The organism is Lysinibacillus sp. COL-1 (assembly GCF_059814265.1).
This window is the reverse complement of record NZ_JCAWSJ010000004.1, coordinates 126,891-143,274: the sequence shown is the minus strand read 5'-3', so window position 1 is coordinate 143,274 and position 16,384 is coordinate 126,891. Positions and strand designations below refer to the sequence as shown.

Below are 16,384 nucleotides of genomic sequence, written 5' to 3'. Positions count from 1 at the left end.
ATTTACGTTAATTATTTTTACGCTTTTATTCAACCCTAACAACAAATTCATCGATATCACAACTCAAAAACTATAACTGAGAATGTGTTGGCACATGAGTTTACAGCCGAAAAGCCAAATCAGAAATGGTGTACAGATGTGACGGAATTCAAGTATGGCAATGGAAAGAAGGCTTATTTAAGTGCGATCAGGGATATCAATATACTTCGAAAGAATTCAAGCGAATCATGGAAAAGGCAAACTGAAACATAGTATGTCGAGAGTAGGTCGCTGCATCGATAATGGACCGATTGAGGCGTTTTGGGGAACACTGAAAGTTGAAACGTATGAGACATTAAAACACGCCTTTGATACGTACACCAAATTCTATAACAACAAACGTTATCAAGAAACGTTAAACGGCTTGAGCCCCTTAGAATATAGGGCACAAGCCGCTTAAAGCATTTTTATTATTTCTTTCCACTGTCTACTTGACAGGGAGCAGTTCATCAAAGAAGAGTGACTTTTTGTTTACATAAAAATGATTACACAAAGAACTGCAGCTAAAACTAAACGATAAATCGCAAAAGGCATTAATTTCACCTTTGAAATAAGCGCTAGGAAGAACTTGATGGATAGTAATGCAAAGATAAATGAACTAATAAACCCAACTGCATAAAATCCAAAGTAGTCCATTGATAAAGTATCCCAGTTTTTCAGAACGGATACTAGACTAGCCCCTGCCATGATTGGCACTGCCATAATGAATGTAAAATCGGCTGCAACTCGGTGACTCATACCAAAGAGTACCCCACCTGAAATAGTCGCACCTGAACGAGAAAAACCTGGCCATAAAGATAGACATTGAACTAACCCAACTTTAAATGCTAAACCATAGGATATCTTGTCTAAAGAATCTACTTTTGGTTTTCTTGGTGCCAATTTATCCGCAGCAATCATTAGAATTGCTCCTGCCACTAAAGCATAAACTACATGCTCTACTTTAAATAAATGGTCGTCTATAAAATCTTTAAACGCAAAACCTAAAACAACTGCTGGCAGCATCCCAACAATAACATGCAATAAGTTAAAACGGCCGTTTATGGATTTTGATTGACCGTCAATATTATATAAGCCAACTAAGCTTAGCATACGTTTCCACATCACTACGATAACCGCTAAAATGGAGCCGAGCTGCACAACAATTTTAAATGTGTTAGCAGGATATTTTCCCAAAAACTCCTCTGTCTTTAACCACATATCGTCCACAATAATCATATGACCCGTAGAAGATACTGGTGCGAATTCCGTCATACCTTCGACAAAGCCTAATATTAACGCTTTTAATAATTCTATAATTTCCACCATGTCACCTTACCTTTTTTAATCAAATACCCACCTATTATAAGATACTACGTTTTCATATACTACTGTCATTTCACCTAGGTAGCTCATTTCAAGATTACCACACACTATTGAAAGTTTATATCCACTACCCAAAGCTCTGATCTACTACCAATTCGCATCGGTGGTCCCCAGAAGCCATAGCCTGATGAAACAAGTGTATGCATATGCTCCTTCAACTTATAACCATAGTCCAGTTCAAATACCCGAGCCGTTATATACTGGTTTGGCCATAGCTGACCCTTATGTGTATGACCTGACATATGTAAATCAACCCCCATTGCCGTTGGTGTTACCAAGTCATCGGGTGTATGGTTCATCACAAGCCATGGCAAGTTATCAGATATCTTTAATTCTTCAAGTGTTTTTCTTTCTTTATTGGTCCTATCCTCTTGCCCTGTTAATACAAACGCATCTTCTATACGAATTGTTTCATCTAGCAGTATTTTCACATTGGCATTTTCCATTTCCTTTACAAACTCAGGAATTTTTTTACCGTAATATTCATGGTTACCCAATATCCCATACGTTCCATATGTAGATGTTAATCCTTTCATGACATTCGCCATGCCCTCTTGAACAAACCATTTTGGATCATCATCCACAATATCGCCAGCTAACAATACAATATCTGGCTGCGCTTCATTTGCCAAGTTTACAAATCGTTGCAAATGCCTTTTATGCGATAATACCCCTAAATGAAAATCAGATGCCACAACAGCTCTCAGTGATTCTAGTTCACTTTCCTTTTTGGCTACCGTTATTTCTAAATGACGAACTACTGGTGAATAAGCTAAATAAGAGCCGATGATACTTAACAAAACTAGGACAGCAACTGCTATACTACCAATTATTTGTACATTTTTAAAGGGAGTTAACCAAACAATCAATTGTGAAGCTAAACACAGTAATAAGCCGTACTCAAAGAGAAACATCCAGTAATTACCAATGACCGAAAAGAACCGTAAAGACTCATGTAATCTTCCGATTATAATACTAAAAGCAACAATATACAGAATCAGCCAAAATAGGACTGGATAACGGAACCATCCCATCGCTACAAGCCACTGCTTTACTCCCCACCCTAAATAGAAAGTCAACGCACTATAAATACTAATTAAAAGTATACCACCGATTACTTTTGGCATAACCTAGTCCTCTACTTTCTTCTATAATTTAGTTGATTATATCATTATACTTAACAATCATATTGCTTGAAGCCCTTGAATAATCTTCTATCTGAAAATAGGAACTGATTACAGATGACAACTATAAGTTTACCTTTTTATTTCCTTCGATTCTCTCGTTCTACATGACATTCCACCATATTTAGATGACATTTTCGTCATTTTCACACTAAAAGCCACTTTAATTTCTACAAATCTTCCAGTAACATAATAGATGAACGAGAAAATTTACGCATTTACGAGCAAAAAGGGGTGCTATTTCGAATGACACGTTATAAATTTGAAACAATAGAGCATGAGTTATTTCGTAAAACCTTCCGTAAGTTTTTAGCTGAAGAAGCTGAGCCACATTATATTCAATGGGAAAAAGACCATCTAATTCCACTTTCCTTTTGGCGCAAGCTCGGTGAGATGGGCTACCTTTGCCCACAGGTCGAGGAGCAGTATGGCGGGCTTGGTCTGGATTTCAGCTTCGGTGTTATTATTCAAGAGGAGCTAGAACGTATAGGTTCAAGTCTTATTGGGATTGGACTGCATAATGATATTGCCGTACCTTATATCGAGGCTTATGGTACACATGAACAAAAATCTCGCTGGCTGCCTAAATGTATTTCAGGCGACTATATCACTGCGATTGCGATGACTGAGCCTGGTACAGGTTCAGACTTGGCAAATATACAAACAACCGCGATCCGCGATGGTGACTTTTACATTGTCAATGGACAAAAAACCTTTATCACTAATGGCATTCATACAAACTTAGTCATTGTTGCAGTGAAAACAAATCCACAGGTGGAGAAAAAGCATCGCGGCATCAGTCTACTTGTCATTGAAGAAGGTACACCTGGCTTTACAAAAGGAAGACAGCTCGAAAAGGTTGGGATGCATGCCCAAGATACGGCAGAACTCTATTTTGAAGATTGCCGAGTGCCTGTGCAAAACCTACTTGGAGAAGAAGGCAAAGGTTTTCACTATATGATGGAAAAGCTACAGCAAGAGCGATTAGCAGTAGCGATTGCTGCACAAACAGCCGCAGAGGATATGCTTACCTTGACATTAGACTATGTAAAATCACGTCAAGCCTTTGGTAAAACAATTGGCGACTTCCAAAATACACAATTTAAAATTGCTGAAATGGCAACTAAAATTGAGCTTGGAAAATCATTTTTAGAATCCTTGATTGAAGAGCATATTGCTGGGAAAGAGGTTGTGACAAAAGTATCTATGGCAAAATACTGGATCACAGAAAATGCACGTGAGCTTGCCACGCAATGTATGCAATTGCATGGTGGCTATGGCTATATGGAGGAATATAAAATTGCTAGAAGGTATAGAGATATACCCGTTATGTCCATCTATGCTGGTACCAACGAAGTGATGAAAGTCATTATCGCCAAAAATTTAGGTTTATAAAAAGATGGCGGCAAATTTCTGCCGCCATCTTTCCATTATACTGCTGGAATTCGAACAATTACTTTAAATAGATCGCCATCTACATCAATACTCATTCTTGCCCCGTGTAAGTCGACAATAGATTGTGCAATCGCTAATCCAAGTCCTGAGCCCTCTGTATGTCTTGAAGCATCTGCACGTTTAAAGCGTTCAAATAATTCCTCGGCATCCTCACTGATTTCATATTTCGCAACATTTTTCACTGTAAATTCAGCATCACCATCTGCCGTACGTTTCAACGTCACGTATACACGTGTTCCTTCTAACGCATATTTCAAGACATTCACAATTAAATTATCGATGAGTCTCCACCATTTTTGACCGTCCACATATGCATAGATGGGATCGTGTGGCATCGTCATACGTAAATCTAAGCTTGACTGTGTCAAATCCTCTTTATGCTCCCCTACCGCTTGCTGAATAAGCTGCGTCAAATCTACTCGACTGCGATGGAGTTCAATATTGCCACTTGCCATTTTTGACACTTCAAAAAGGTCTTCAATCAATACTTTTAAACGCTCAGATTTTTTATCGAGAATTTGAATGTATTGTTGACGTTCTTCGTCTGTAATAGTGGGCTTTTTCAGTAAATCCGTATACGTAATAATAGAGGTTAATGGCGTACGTAAATCATGACTCACATTTGTAATAAGCTCTGTTTTCAAACGTTCACTTTTCGCCTGCTCATGCATGGACGTACGAACACCTTCTCGTAAATGGTTAAGATTTTCAGCATGACCTGCAAGCGGTGATTTGCCTTTTACCTTCACATCTCGGTTTAAACGTCCTTCAGCCATATTCTTCGTATCCTTCATAATGCGATTTAAATAACCCATTCTTGATAGGAAAACAACCAGAGCAGGAATTCCTACGAACATACACATAGCAAGAACAAGAACTGGAAAACCGCCTCCTCTTAACATAGAAGCGACAAGGCTACCTCCCCCAAAGAAGGCTGCAGCTAACATGACCAATGAATGCAATGCAATAGAACGATTGATAAATAAATCAGTAATCGAATCGCCAAGTGACCATAAATAACTTGATTTCATATTTTCTTCTAGCTTTTTCAAAGTATCCACTCTTGTATACAGCCAAATTAATTGTACAAAGAAAGCACTGCCTATAACGAATAACACAGCTATTTTAAAGGCAGAATCTAATATAGACCGTACATAATTATATTGATAATTGTAATCGTAAGTGTATTCAATAGATTCAAAAACAATTTGGGAAGTAAAAAGATACATAAATCCTGTGATCAATACTAGAATAACCTGAAAGTCAAACTTTACCTTAGTTAAAATCTCTTTTTCCTTCATATTCGTGACAGTTTGTAGTACAATCTTACGACCTCTCCATGCAAAGATTGCCGTTACTATACTAGTCAGCCACACAAAGAAAAAGGTATATTGATTACGGTGAAAACGATTATAATCCTGCATAACGCCTAATGATTGAACTGCTTTTTTCGAGATGGTTAAGACACCCATATATTCAGCTGTTTCATAAAAATTATCTACATCCACATATGCTTCTGTACTGTAAAAAATATCCCTTAAATTATTACTAATATTTCCTGCATATAATGGGTTTCGCTCAGAATATTTTATTTTATAGGCACTGCTTTCTGAAACATCACCTGCACGGTATATTTTACCTGTTTCAATATTTGTCAACTCATAGGACCAGTAGTCATAGTTTTTTCCAAAGCTTTTCGCTTCGGCTTGTACTGACTTAATATATTTATCAATTAATGCTTCTTTTTCAGCACGAATCTTCTTTCGCACATGCTCATCATTTTCAAAGTTTGCCGTAATATCTTTAATCTTATTATCGCGTTCAGTCTCTAGCTTTATTTGTAATTCTGCAGCATTGGCATCCGCTGCTTCTTGAATTCGCTGTCCGTATTGCTGTTTAATATTATCGATTTGCTGTCCCAATGTACCATAGTAATTACGATGATCTTCTATTTCTGATTGCGTAATTTCTATTTCATCTTTAAAATCTGCGGCATTCGGTACATTTAACACTAACGGTCCTAGTTCTGCTGTGAAATTATCGATTTCATGCTGGAAATTTTCCGATTGGAAATAGGATTTACCAATATACTGATAACCTACATGCCAAAAAGTAAAAATACCAAAAATTGTCCAAATGAAACACATTAACACTAGAGAGGATTTCCATTTTTTTATCATACCTCTTACACTCCTCTAAAAAATTCTTTCCAAAAATTGCAAAACCTCTGAGGAGCGAGAATCGACGATTTGATAGGCATAAACACCAAAATAAATGAGCCCAACAACACCTGCTATAAATCCTGCAATCGTCATATACTTCTCTAGTTTATTTTTCCATTTTATAGCCAACGCCCCATACCACCTTTAGATAGCGCGGATTTTTCGGATCTGCTTCAATTTTTTCACGTATCTTCCGAATGTGAACAGCTACAATATTTTCAGCATTGTACGCCTCCTCATTCCAAACACGTTCATAAATTTCACGTATCGAAAAAACACGCCCTACATTTTTCATTAATAATTCCGTGATTTTATATTCTATTGGAGTTAGTCGAACAGGTTCTCCTTCTAGTATGACCTCTTTTGCATCTTCATCAAGAACAAGTCCGTCAATTTCCACTTTTGTCGCTCCTTCACTATACGTTCCTAGTTGCACATAACGTCGCAACTGCGATTTCACTCGTGCCAATAGTTCTAATGGATGAAATGGCTTCGTCACATAATCATCAGCTCCAACGGATAGCCCATGTATTTTATCGCCATCCTCTGCCTTTGCACTCAGCATAATAATTGGAATATTGCGCTCCTCCCTAATTTTAAAGGTTGCTGTAATGCCATCCATGTTTGGCATCATGATATCTAAAATAATTAAATGTACTTCATTGTTCTCTAGCTTTTCTAATGCGTCTTGGCCGTCTGCTGCTTTAATGACATGATAGCCTTCATTTTTTAAATAAATTTCAATACCATCACGAATATCTTGATCGTCATCTGTAACAAGAACTGTTAATTTCGTCATGATATACACCTCGCTCTCAAATATCAGTGTACCTTTCAAATCTTAAAAACCAGCTATTATAAAAATGAAGAATTTCTTAAGGTTTTCGTTTTTTCCTTCCACCTATGGTTAAAACAACAATGCCACCTAGTAGCATTGCTAGACCAAGCCAGGACACGATACTTAATTGTTCTCCAATGAAAAACACCCCAAGAATGGCAGCAGTTAATGGCTCCGCTAATGACAGTGTTACAGCTGAGGATGAACTAATTTTTTGCAGACCATTTAAAAACAATAAATACGCCACGCTTGTACACATAATTCCCATGAATAGCATTGTCCATAAGTTATGTGTATTCCCTAACCAAGCAAATCCATTTTCAAAAGAAAACGGCAGTAAAAATAACGTACAAATAGAGAATGTCATGGCGACTGCTGGCAATGCCTCTTCCTGTGCCATTAATTTTTTACTAATGTTTGTATAAAATGCAAAGGACACACCTGCACAAAGTGCTAGCGCAAATCCACCTATATGAACAGACTCGTCTCCATTATTCATAAATAATAAAAGACATCCGATAATCGCCATCAGTGTAGCAAGTCCCCATACCGCTGTCGGACGAGTTTTCCAAATAAGCCATTCTAAAACACCAGAAAATACTGGTGCACTACCAATTGTTGCAACTGTTCCAATGGCTACTCCTGTTAGACGGATAGATGAAAAGAAAGGACCCTGGAAAAGAGCAATACTGGCTGCAGCTAAAATTGTCCATTTCCATGACCATTTTCGAAAGTTAATTTTCCGTAATGAAATGGTAATGGCTAATAATAGACCGCCACCAATTGCAGAACGAATAGTGGCCACTGCTATTGGAGATACCCCTTGATTTAAAAATGTTTGAGCTGTTCCTGTCATTCCCCATAGAATGGCTGCTAGTAATACCAACAACGGATTTAACATTTATCAATTCATCCTCGCTTTATTACTTCATTAATACTAATAATACATATTTATCCAAAATCAAACAATTATCATTTTTACTTTTTCTTTCAATTAGCCTAGTATGCTTTCTCAACAATGGAAGTTATAATATATACAGTAAAAGGAGCGAATCGTATGTACAAAACAATTGCAGAGACAGCTGTTGATCTTGGTATGCCTGAGGATCAAATTATGCGTCTAGTTTATGAGGGGCGTATCCGTTCTGTTTACGATGGAGAACAAACCCTAATCAATAGCGGCCAATTTAGCACGTATTTTAAACAATTGGAACGTATTAAAGAGGAAATCGAAATTTGGCGTTCTACCCCTATTCCAGAAGATATAGATGTGAAAGATGAAGATTAAAAAAACCCACCATTCATACAATCGAACATTGTTGAGTGGCGGGTAATTTTAAAAAATAAGTTTATTAGATTGTCACAACAAATCCTGCTCTTTTCCCAATGATTTCAGCATAGTCCTCTACCATGACACTCGCAGTTGGGTACATTCCTGCTCCAGGGCCAACTAATGTTAATGTCCCAATATAGTTAGTCTCTAACGCTACCGCGTTGAACACATCATCAACGGGATAAAGTGGATGTTCTTTATCAACCAGTTGAGGACCAACTTTAGCGATAATTTTACCGTCAGCCCTTTTTTCCACTTCAGCGACATGGCGGTAACGCAGACCGTTTTCACACGCTTCACGGACTTGTTCAGCCGAAATGCTATCGATACCAATTACTTCTACATCAGCCCAATCTGGTTGCTCTCCGAAAGCTAAAGCACTTAAAATCATTAATTTTTTAAAGGCATCCTGACCAGAAATATCATTATATGGATCCGCCTCGGCATAGCCTAAACTTTGCGCCTCTTTTAAAGCTGTTTCGAATGACCAGCCTTGTGCACGCATTTTTGTTAAAATATAATTACATGTGCCATTCAGGACTCCTTGAATACGGCTCACATCATTAACAAGTAAAATATTTTTCATTGTTTTAATAACAGGTACGCCACCTGCAGTAGTTGCCTCATAGCCTACAAAAACACCATTTGCTTTTGCCAGATCCTGCAACTCTAAGCCTCGTTTAGCAAACATCACTTTGTTGGCTGTAACAACGTGACATTTATGCTCAACTGCTCTTTTTAAATAACTGTATGCAGGCTCTTCATTTACAATCGCTTCAAACACAACCTGCATACCTGGCTCTGCTAAGACATCATCCATACTCGTCGTCATTAAATGCGCTGTACCTGGTACACGTTCACGACTAGCATCTGTCACTAAAATCTTTGCTACCTCTAATTCAATACCTAATTTATTTTTTAGCTCTTCTCGCTTTTCATTTAAAATATGATAGATCCCTTGACCCACCGTTCCAAATCCTAAAATCGCTGCCTTTATAGTTGCCATTTCTGTTATTCCCTCCAACTTACATTCCGCAGTTTCATCAAAGCTAATTTCTCCATGGGGTTGTGTCATGATAATTGGACACCCACCGCAAGCTTTAGCCAATTACTCTTCTTTGTACGAGTTTCGCTATTTTAGTATGTGTTGGAACACATACAAATTCAAATAATTCTAAATTTATCTTAAAGAAAATTGTAACGCAAATACATACTTAGCACAAGAAAAATCTTTCTAGGAAGGACATTTGTTTTCTCTAGATGTGCAAAAGAAATCGGTTTCATTCCCTTTATTATACGTTTTTTTAGTTGATCTATAAGATTTGAACAAAAATTGACTATTTCCATTTAAATATATGAATGTCTTTCTTCTATTATATATGTATGCTTGGACACCCATCATCTTGTTACTATTTTAATGACCTCTAAAGAAAAAACTCATTCCCTGTAGCAGCAGAGAATGAGCTTTAATATATGGGGGATTTCAACTTGCTTTTGAAAGCAATTGATAACGATAATGTGTTAAAGCTTGTTGAACAAGACTAATTTCTTCTTCTGTAAAATTTGGTATTGCATACGTACGTTCCACTAATTGAAATGTACCGTATTTTAAGTAAAGCTCTGTTGCAGGAAGTGCAATATGGCTCACACCGTAATGTTCATATGCCTCAAAAACTTCCTTTACAGTATAGCCCTCCTCTTCAGCCACAACATACTCTTGAAATGCTGTATGACCAAAGACTCGCTTCCATTTTTTATCGACTGATGTAAGTAAGTGTTGAATGGATTGATTGTTAACAAAGACATGACCTTCATTCAGCTCATAAATTAGATAGGATGCAATGTTTTGTGCACTATAGATATTACCCATTTTAAACACTCCTTTATCATCAGTTTTTTTGGAAGAGCAGTCACTGGCTATGCGACCACTCTTCTTCTATATATTCAAAAGTGGGGGGAGCACTTATGAAAACATTTACCTTATAACAAGAATTTTCGTATTCTTAACTTATTCCCTAGTATATAACACGGAATTAACTAAGTCAATAATACACATAAAAATACTTGGTATTATTTTTAAAAAAGTTCTGATAATTGATGAATTTTATACTTGGTTGATGTAGCAACGTTTGACGCAATGCCAAATGAGGCAATTCGAATGAGAAAATACGTAAACTCTACAACATCTTCCCTTGCGTTCTAAAACTTAAGCTTCTACAGTTTGTTCAGTTGTTGTGGCAAGCGTAATGGCTTGTTCTAAATCAGCAATAATATCCTCTACTGCCTCTAAACCGATGGATAAGCGAATGAGCGACTCGGTTACGCCAGCTTGAATTAATTCATCTGTTGATAATTGCTGATGTGTAGTCGATGCTGGGTGAATAATGAGCGATTTGGCATCCCCTACATTTGCTACATGTGAAAACAGCTTCACGCTATCAATTAGCTTTCGACCAGCCTCACGTCCACCTTTAATGCCAAATGTAAGCACAGAACCGAAGCCATTTTTCAAGTATTTTCTCGCCAAATCATGTGTCGCAAAATCTTCTAGGCCATTATAGTTTACATACTCCACAGATGGGTGGTTTCGTAAATATTCAGCAACCGCCAACGCATTTTCATTGTGTTTAGGGATACGCAAATGAAGCGTTTCTAAACCTTGTAGTAAATTAAACGCTGCGTCAGCACTTAATGTTGGACCGAAGTCACGTAACAACTGTACGCGTAGCTTCGTAGCAAAAGCAGCAGAAGCTGTATCAATTCCGTAACGTAATCCATGGTAAGAAGCATCTGGTTCCGTAAATCCAGGGAATCGTCCACTAGTCCAATCAAACTTACCAGCGTCTACAACAACCCCACCTAAAGTTGTACCATGACCACCTATCCATTTAGTCGCGGAGTGAACAACAATATCTGCACCGTATTCAATTGGTGTGGAACCATAAGGAGAAGCAAATGTACTATCGATAATTAATGGTAAACTGTTAGCATGTGCAATCTTAGCTACTGCTTCAATATCTAAAACTTTTAAACTTGGATTACCATAAATTTCAGCGAAGACAGCTTTCGTTTTATCGGTAATCGCAGCCTTAAAATTCTCTGGGTTTGTTTCATCTACAAAAATTGTTTTAATGCCATACTTCGGTAATGTGTTAGCCAATAAATTATACGTACCACCATATAAAGAACTACCTGCTACTATTTCATCGCCTGCTCCAGCTAGATTTAAAATGGAAAATGCGATAGCTGCTGCACCAGATGAAAGTGCTACTGCTGCTGTCCCACCTTCCAATAAGGCCACACGCTTTTCAAAAACATCCACTGTCGGATTTGTAATCCGTGTGTAAATGTTCCCCGCTTCCTCTAAGGCAAAAAGACGTTGCGCATGAGCAGTGTCCTTAAATACGAAAGCAGTTGAGCGATAGACAGGAACTGTTCTAGAGCCCGTCACTGGGTCTGGCTCTTGACCACCATGTAACAGCAATGTTTCTGGTTTAAAATTTGTCATTGTGTACCTCCAATTATTTTTTTACGATGGTACCGGAGATGAGGAGGATTTATGTGTAGAAAACAAAACCCTCTCCTGTTAAGAAGAGGGTTGCGGTTGCAAGTTTTCCTCCCCTTATCTGCCAGATCCAAGTAAGAATCTGTAGGAATTAGCACCTTAGTAAGTTCATCACTTACTGGTTGCTGGGCATCATAGGGCCTATCCCTCCGCCGCTCTTGATAAGAGTATGAGATTCAATTTCCATCGTTGTAACACAGTATAAACATAGAGTTTTTTTCTGTCAATATGTAAATTTTATTTTTTCCGAAACTTCTGTCAGCTCTTATACGTAATATGAACGCATACACTAATTTAGAAAAAAATTTGAAAGGAGTATTTTTATGGTAAAAGCCGTGATCATTTTTCTCTTAGTTGGATATTTAATTGGCTGTATTCACGGCTCTAAAGTGGCACAATTTTTATCGGGGGTTGATTTAAAAAAAGCTGGCCATGGCAATGCAGGTGCCTCTAATGCTACACTTTCCCTCGGCTGGAAATATGGCGTTTTAGTAGCCCTAATCGATATTGGCAAAGGCGTTGTAGCTATTATCGGTGCACACTTTTATTTAGCAGATGCTCCGCATTTAACCGAAGGAGAAATATGGCTCCTGACCTACATTATTGCTGCAGGGGTTATTTTGGGTCATAATTTCCCATTTTATATGGGCTTCAATGGTGGGAAAGGAACTGCCTCTATTATTGGAATTCTACTTGCTGTAGATTGGAAGATTGGTTTATTTGCACTTATTTTATTTGTCATTTTATCCTTTGCAACTAACTATTTAATTGTCGGTGTTCTAGAGTTTTATCTCGTTTTTTGTACGGCAACATATTTATGGATTCCTGGAATTGGCCCAACTATAATTGCTGTCCTTCTTTTTGGCATAGCTATTATCCTGCACATCGAAAATATCCAACGATTAGTGAAGGGTACAGAGCCTAAAGTAACGTCTGCATTTAAGAAAAAGAAATAATATTACAATGGATATTTTTGTATTTTTTATGACCGTATATTTTCTCTTTATCTACTTATATCGCTGTAAAAAGCAGCTATTCTGCATACTTATTTTTTTACAATAAAATAGACAAGTTCTTATCTTAATAAAACATTTTACTAACCGATGTTATGGATAATAATCGTCATATTTATCGTAGAAAGGATGAGAAAATATGTCTTCACCCAATCAAACAGCTACGAAACGGAATTTAAAGCCACTATGGATTGGCTTGGCCTTTGCTTTACTAATCATCATTACTTTTTTACCTAATAACGGTGACTTACCGATTGCTGGACAACGAGCTTTAGCCATCTTAGCATTCGCAGTCATCCTATGGGTAACAGAGGCCGTGTCCTATCCCGTTAGCTCAGCCATGATCATTGCACTTGTAACTGTTCTACTAGGGCTCGCTCCATCAATGGACGATCCTGCTACAGAATTAGGAACTGCTGGCGCTTTAAAATTATCCTTAAGTGGATTTAGTAATTCCGCTGTCGCATTAGTAGCAGCAGCTCTTTTTTTAGCAGCAGCCATGCAAATTACCAACTTACATAAACGGCTTGCTCTCTGGATCCTTTCACTTGTAGGAACAAAAACAAAAGCTATCGTATTCGGCGCCATTTTAGTTTCTATAGCCCTCGCTTTTTTTGTTCCTTCTGCCACAGCACGTGCAGGCGCAGTCGTACCAATATTGCTAGGGATGGTCGCAGCATTTGGTTTACCACGCGATAGTCGACTCGCCGCTTTACTTGTTATTACTTCGGTACAAGCCGTTTCCATTTGGAATATCGGTATCAAGACAGCAGCAGCTCAAAATATGGTCGCTTTAAACTTTATTCAGGAACAATTTAATGTGGATATCTCCTGGGGTGCTTGGTTGCTCTATGCTGCCCCCTTCTCAATCATTATGTCTGTAGCTCTATTTTTCATTATGATCGCTTTAATTAAGCCTGAGACTAGCAATATCGAAGGTGGTAAAGAGGTCATCAAAAAACAGCTTTCCGAGCTTGGCCCATTGAAGGCTCCTGAAATTCGCTTAATCATAACATCAATCGTTTTGCTACTTTTCTGGGCAACTGAAGGGAAATTGCATCCCTTTGACACAACTACAGTCACAATTATTGCCATCGCTATTTTATTAATGCCTAAAATCGGTGTTTATTCATGGAAGGAAGTTGAACCTCATATCCCGTGGGGGACAATTATCGTCTTTGCCGTAGGTATTATGCTAGGAACCATTTTACTTAAGACGGAAGGTGCATCATGGTTATCCGATAAAGTATTTGGTTCACTTGGGCTAGATACGATGCCAATACTAGCAACCATCGCACTCGTAACATTATTTAATATTTTAATTCATTTAGGCTTTGCAAGTGCAACAAGCTTAGCCTCTGCACTGATACCTGTATTCATCGTACTAGCCTCTACATTAACAACGAATGTTGATCAAGTTGGCTTTGTCATCGTGCAACAATTCGTCATAAGTTTTGGCTTCCTATTACCAATTAGCGCACCACAAAATATGCTTGCCTATGGGACAGGAGCATTTACAACAAAGGATTTCTTGAAATCTGGTATTCCATTAACGATTATCGGCTTCCTTCTAATTCTTCTGTTCTCAGCTACTTATTGGAAATGGATTGGATTATTATAAAACTCTAATATGCTCACAACAAAAAGCCTTGAAGCACAATTGTCCTTCAAGGCTTTAATGATGGTATTTTATTGTTTCGTAAACGCAGGGTCCTTCATTGTCCCACTTTTTGCATAATGAACATGCCATGACAGTGCTTTTTCTAGATCGTGTGGCGTATGATGTCCACCAGTCGCCTCATTGGCATCATTATAATACTGCCATAGTTGCTCACGATAATCGGGGTGTGCACAATTATCAATGATAAGCGCCGCTCGCTCTTTCGGGGCAAGCCCACGTAAATCAGCTACACCCTGCTCAGTTACGATGACATCCACATCATGCTCAGTATGGTCCACATGTGAAACCATAGGGACAATACTTGAAATGTTGCCACCTTTAGCATACGATTTCGTCACAAAAATCCCTAGACGTGCATTACGTGCAAAGTCACCAGACCCTCCAATGCCATTCATCATCTTTGTACCAGAAACATGTGTTGAATTAACATTGCCGTATATATCAACTTCCAATGCTGTATTCACTGAAATAAGTCCGAGTCGACGAATAATTTCTGGTTGATTGGAAATTTCTTGTGGACGTAATACTAATTTATCAGCATACTTTTCAAAGTTCCCATAAACACGGTTTCCTACTTGCTCTGAAAGGGTAATAGAAGTAGCGGAAGCGAAATTTACTTTCCCTGCATCGATTAATTCAAATACTGCATCCTGTAGAACTTCTGAATAAACTTCTAAGTTCTCGAACTCAGAATCTTTAAAGCCTAACAATACGGCGTTTGCTACCGAGCCTACTCCTGATTGAATTGGTCGCAAGCTCGTTGTTAAGCGACCTACTTTAATCTCTTCACGTAGGAAATTTAATAAATGATTCGCCATTACATCTGTCTCCTCATCAGCAGGAACAATTGTTGATGGCGCATCTAATATATCTGAAATAACGATGCCCTTTACTTTATCTAAATCTAGCGGAATCCCAATTATACCAAGACGATCAGACACATTTTGCAAAGGAATTGGATCACGCTTACCTTGTGGCGCAGGTACGAAAATATCATGCACTCCCTCTAATGCATCAAGCTGTGCTACATTTAATTCAATGATGATTTGGTCTGCTTCTTGTACAAAAATCGGAGAGTTACCAACTGAAGTTGTAGGAATTAATAAGCCGTCTTCTGTAATGGCAGCAGCTTCAATAATCGCGAAATCAATAGGACCTATAATACCTTGGCGAACAAGTTCAGCATTATGAGAAAGATGGGCATCTACAAATGTGATATCACCGCTATTGATTTTATTACGAATACCAGCATCTGCTTGGAAAGGGCCTCGTTTACGAATGACACCTGCTTCTGCTAAATATTGGTCTACTTCAGGACCAAGTGATGCACCTGTAAAGACATCTACTTGAAATTTCTCTTTTTTAGCTTTCTCTACAAGTGCAAGAGGTACGACTTTTACATCGCCAGCACGTGTGAATCCACTCATCCCTAATACCATACCATCTTTAATCCAAGATGCTGCTTCTTCTGCTGTTACAATCTTGCTCCGCAATTGTTCATGGCGAAGCTTTTTCGCTAACTTTTCTTCCATTCCTTATTCCCCCATCCCACTATATTTTTGTTCAACTTGCATATTTGGTTCCATTAAATGTGTGACATTCGTCAGAAGCTCTATCTTTATCCAAATAATGTTGCATCAGATAAACACTAACATCCGTTGAATAAAGAAATTGTATTTTTTGGTAGCA

At 38.0% G+C, this 16,384-nt stretch carries 14 protein-coding genes, 1 pseudogene and 1 riboswitch; of the genes and pseudogenes, 5 read left to right on the top strand and 10 right to left on the bottom strand.

Annotated features, from left to right (window positions below; all coding sequences use genetic code 11):
* Nucleotides 1-48: 48 nt before the first annotated feature.
* Nucleotides 49-439: pseudogene (locus tag AC6BKE_RS09130) on the top strand (transposase); the annotation flags it as partial.
* A 71-nt stretch (nucleotides 440-510) separates the two neighbouring features.
* Here the strand turns inward: AC6BKE_RS09130 and AC6BKE_RS09125 are convergent.
* Together AC6BKE_RS09125 and AC6BKE_RS09120 are read right to left on the bottom strand one after the other, a co-directional pair.
* The gene (locus AC6BKE_RS09125; RefSeq protein ID WP_170829842.1) at nucleotides 511-1,347 is read right to left on the bottom strand and encodes an undecaprenyl-diphosphate phosphatase; all 837 of its coding nucleotides are present in this window, start codon (nucleotides 1,345-1,347) and stop codon (nucleotides 511-513) included.
* A gap of 104 nt (nucleotides 1,348-1,451) precedes the next feature.
* Nucleotides 1,452-2,531 (bottom strand): metallophosphoesterase, encoded by a 1,080-nt coding sequence (locus AC6BKE_RS09120; RefSeq protein WP_499856609.1) that lies wholly within the window; start codon nucleotides 2,529-2,531, stop codon nucleotides 1,452-1,454.
* Nucleotides 2,532-2,834: 303 nt separating this feature from the next.
* Here AC6BKE_RS09120 and AC6BKE_RS09115 point away from each other — a divergent pair, with 303 nt between their 5' ends.
* Nucleotides 2,835-3,983 carry an acyl-CoA dehydrogenase family protein gene (locus AC6BKE_RS09115; RefSeq protein WP_340810246.1) on the top strand — a complete coding sequence of 383 codons (1,149 nt, stop codon included), beginning with the start codon at nucleotides 2,835-2,837 and terminating at the stop codon, nucleotides 3,981-3,983.
* A 35-nt stretch (nucleotides 3,984-4,018) separates the two neighbouring features.
* Here the strand turns inward: AC6BKE_RS09115 and AC6BKE_RS09110 are convergent, their stop codons facing one another.
* From AC6BKE_RS09110 to AC6BKE_RS09095, 4 genes are all read right to left on the bottom strand, one after another.
* The gene (locus AC6BKE_RS09110; protein ID WP_499856606.1) at nucleotides 4,019-6,223 is read right to left on the bottom strand and encodes a sensor histidine kinase; all 2,205 of its coding nucleotides are present in this window, start codon (nucleotides 6,221-6,223) and stop codon (nucleotides 4,019-4,021) included.
* A 15-nt stretch (nucleotides 6,224-6,238) separates the two neighbouring features.
* Nucleotides 6,239-6,394, bottom strand: coding sequence for a hypothetical protein (locus AC6BKE_RS09105; protein WP_155273172.1), 156 nt, complete (start codon nucleotides 6,392-6,394; stop codon nucleotides 6,239-6,241).
* On the bottom strand, nucleotides 6,372-7,064 hold the full coding sequence (locus AC6BKE_RS09100; protein WP_036117745.1) for a response regulator transcription factor: 693 nt from the start codon (nucleotides 7,062-7,064) through the stop codon (nucleotides 6,372-6,374). The genes AC6BKE_RS09105 and AC6BKE_RS09100 overlap by 23 nt, the downstream gene beginning before the upstream one ends.
* Before the next feature lie 76 nt (nucleotides 7,065-7,140).
* Nucleotides 7,141-8,004: a DMT family transporter gene (locus AC6BKE_RS09095; protein WP_499856605.1), complete on the bottom strand. Its 864-nt coding sequence runs from the start codon at nucleotides 8,002-8,004 to the stop codon at nucleotides 7,141-7,143.
* A 156-nt stretch (nucleotides 8,005-8,160) separates the two neighbouring features.
* Between AC6BKE_RS09095 and AC6BKE_RS09090 the strand changes: the two genes are divergently transcribed.
* Nucleotides 8,161-8,391 (top strand): MerR family transcriptional regulator, encoded by a 231-nt coding sequence (locus AC6BKE_RS09090; protein WP_036117751.1) that lies wholly within the window; start codon nucleotides 8,161-8,163, stop codon nucleotides 8,389-8,391.
* Between the two features lie 64 nt (nucleotides 8,392-8,455).
* Here AC6BKE_RS09090 and AC6BKE_RS09085 read toward each other — a convergent pair whose 3' ends face one another.
* The 3 genes from AC6BKE_RS09085 to AC6BKE_RS09075 all read right to left on the bottom strand — a co-directional run bounded on the left by AC6BKE_RS09085 (nucleotide 8,456) and on the right by AC6BKE_RS09075 (nucleotide 11,944).
* Nucleotides 8,456-9,442: a homoserine dehydrogenase gene (locus AC6BKE_RS09085; RefSeq protein WP_036117793.1), complete on the bottom strand. Its 987-nt coding sequence runs from the start codon at nucleotides 9,440-9,442 to the stop codon at nucleotides 8,456-8,458.
* A gap of 477 nt (nucleotides 9,443-9,919) precedes the next feature.
* Entirely contained in the window at nucleotides 9,920-10,306 is a 387-nt protein-coding gene (locus AC6BKE_RS09080) for a hypothetical protein (RefSeq protein WP_058844781.1), read from the bottom strand.
* 336 nt (nucleotides 10,307-10,642) lie between these two features.
* Nucleotides 10,643-11,944 carry an O-acetylhomoserine aminocarboxypropyltransferase/cysteine synthase family protein gene (locus AC6BKE_RS09075; protein WP_058844782.1) on the bottom strand — a complete coding sequence of 434 codons (1,302 nt, stop codon included), beginning with the start codon at nucleotides 11,942-11,944 and terminating at the stop codon, nucleotides 10,643-10,645.
* 111 nt (nucleotides 11,945-12,055) lie between these two features.
* Nucleotides 12,056-12,169, bottom strand: a riboswitch (SAM riboswitch).
* A gap of 155 nt (nucleotides 12,170-12,324) precedes the next feature.
* On the opposite strand from AC6BKE_RS09075, the gene AC6BKE_RS09070 reads away from it, so the two are divergent.
* Both AC6BKE_RS09070 and AC6BKE_RS09065 read left to right on the top strand, forming a co-directional pair.
* Nucleotides 12,325-12,957, top strand: a complete 633-nt coding sequence (locus tag AC6BKE_RS09070) for a glycerol-3-phosphate acyltransferase (protein WP_036117761.1) — start codon at nucleotides 12,325-12,327, stop codon at nucleotides 12,955-12,957.
* Between the two features lie 196 nt (nucleotides 12,958-13,153).
* Complete coding sequence (locus tag AC6BKE_RS09065; protein ID WP_499856604.1) at nucleotides 13,154-14,635, top strand: DASS family sodium-coupled anion symporter; 1,482 nt, start codon at nucleotides 13,154-13,156, stop codon at nucleotides 14,633-14,635.
* A 68-nt stretch (nucleotides 14,636-14,703) separates the two neighbouring features.
* On the opposite strand, the gene scpC is transcribed toward AC6BKE_RS09065, so the two are convergent.
* A complete protein-coding gene (gene scpC, locus AC6BKE_RS09060; protein WP_036117767.1) occupies nucleotides 14,704-16,227 on the bottom strand; it encodes a succinyl-CoA:acetate CoA-transferase ScpC in 1,524 nt (507 codons plus the stop codon).
* Nucleotides 16,228-16,384 lie beyond the last annotated feature (157 nt).

Excerpts from the sequence above, each read along its gene's own strand:
- AC6BKE_RS09125 (WP_170829842.1), bottom strand. The coding sequence starts at position 1,347 with ATGGTGGAAATTATAGAATTATTAAAAGCGTTAATATTAGGCTTTGTC.
- AC6BKE_RS09120 (WP_499856609.1), bottom strand. The coding sequence starts at position 2,531 with ATGCCAAAAGTAATCGGTGGTATACTTTTAATTAGTATTTATAGTGCG.
- AC6BKE_RS09115 (WP_340810246.1), top strand. The coding sequence starts at position 2,835 with ATGACACGTTATAAATTTGAAACAATAGAGCATGAGTTATTTCGTAAA.
- AC6BKE_RS09110 (WP_499856606.1), bottom strand. The coding sequence starts at position 6,223 with ATGATAAAAAAATGGAAATCCTCTCTAGTGTTAATGTGTTTCATTTGG.
- AC6BKE_RS09100 (WP_036117745.1), bottom strand. The coding sequence starts at position 7,064 with ATGACGAAATTAACAGTTCTTGTTACAGATGACGATCAAGATATTCGT.
- AC6BKE_RS09095 (WP_499856605.1), bottom strand. The coding sequence starts at position 8,004 with ATGTTAAATCCGTTGTTGGTATTACTAGCAGCCATTCTATGGGGAATG.
- AC6BKE_RS09090 (WP_036117751.1), top strand. The coding sequence starts at position 8,161 with ATGTACAAAACAATTGCAGAGACAGCTGTTGATCTTGGTATGCCTGAG.
- AC6BKE_RS09085 (WP_036117793.1), bottom strand. The coding sequence starts at position 9,442 with ATGGCAACTATAAAGGCAGCGATTTTAGGATTTGGAACGGTGGGTCAA.
- AC6BKE_RS09080 (WP_058844781.1), bottom strand. The coding sequence starts at position 10,306 with ATGGGTAATATCTATAGTGCACAAAACATTGCATCCTATCTAATTTAT.
- AC6BKE_RS09075 (WP_058844782.1), bottom strand. The coding sequence starts at position 11,944 with ATGACAAATTTTAAACCAGAAACATTGCTGTTACATGGTGGTCAAGAG.
- AC6BKE_RS09070 (WP_036117761.1), top strand. The coding sequence starts at position 12,325 with ATGGTAAAAGCCGTGATCATTTTTCTCTTAGTTGGATATTTAATTGGC.
- AC6BKE_RS09065 (WP_499856604.1), top strand. The coding sequence starts at position 13,154 with ATGTCTTCACCCAATCAAACAGCTACGAAACGGAATTTAAAGCCACTA.
- scpC (WP_036117767.1), bottom strand. The coding sequence starts at position 16,227 with ATGGAAGAAAAGTTAGCGAAAAAGCTTCGCCATGAACAATTGCGGAGC.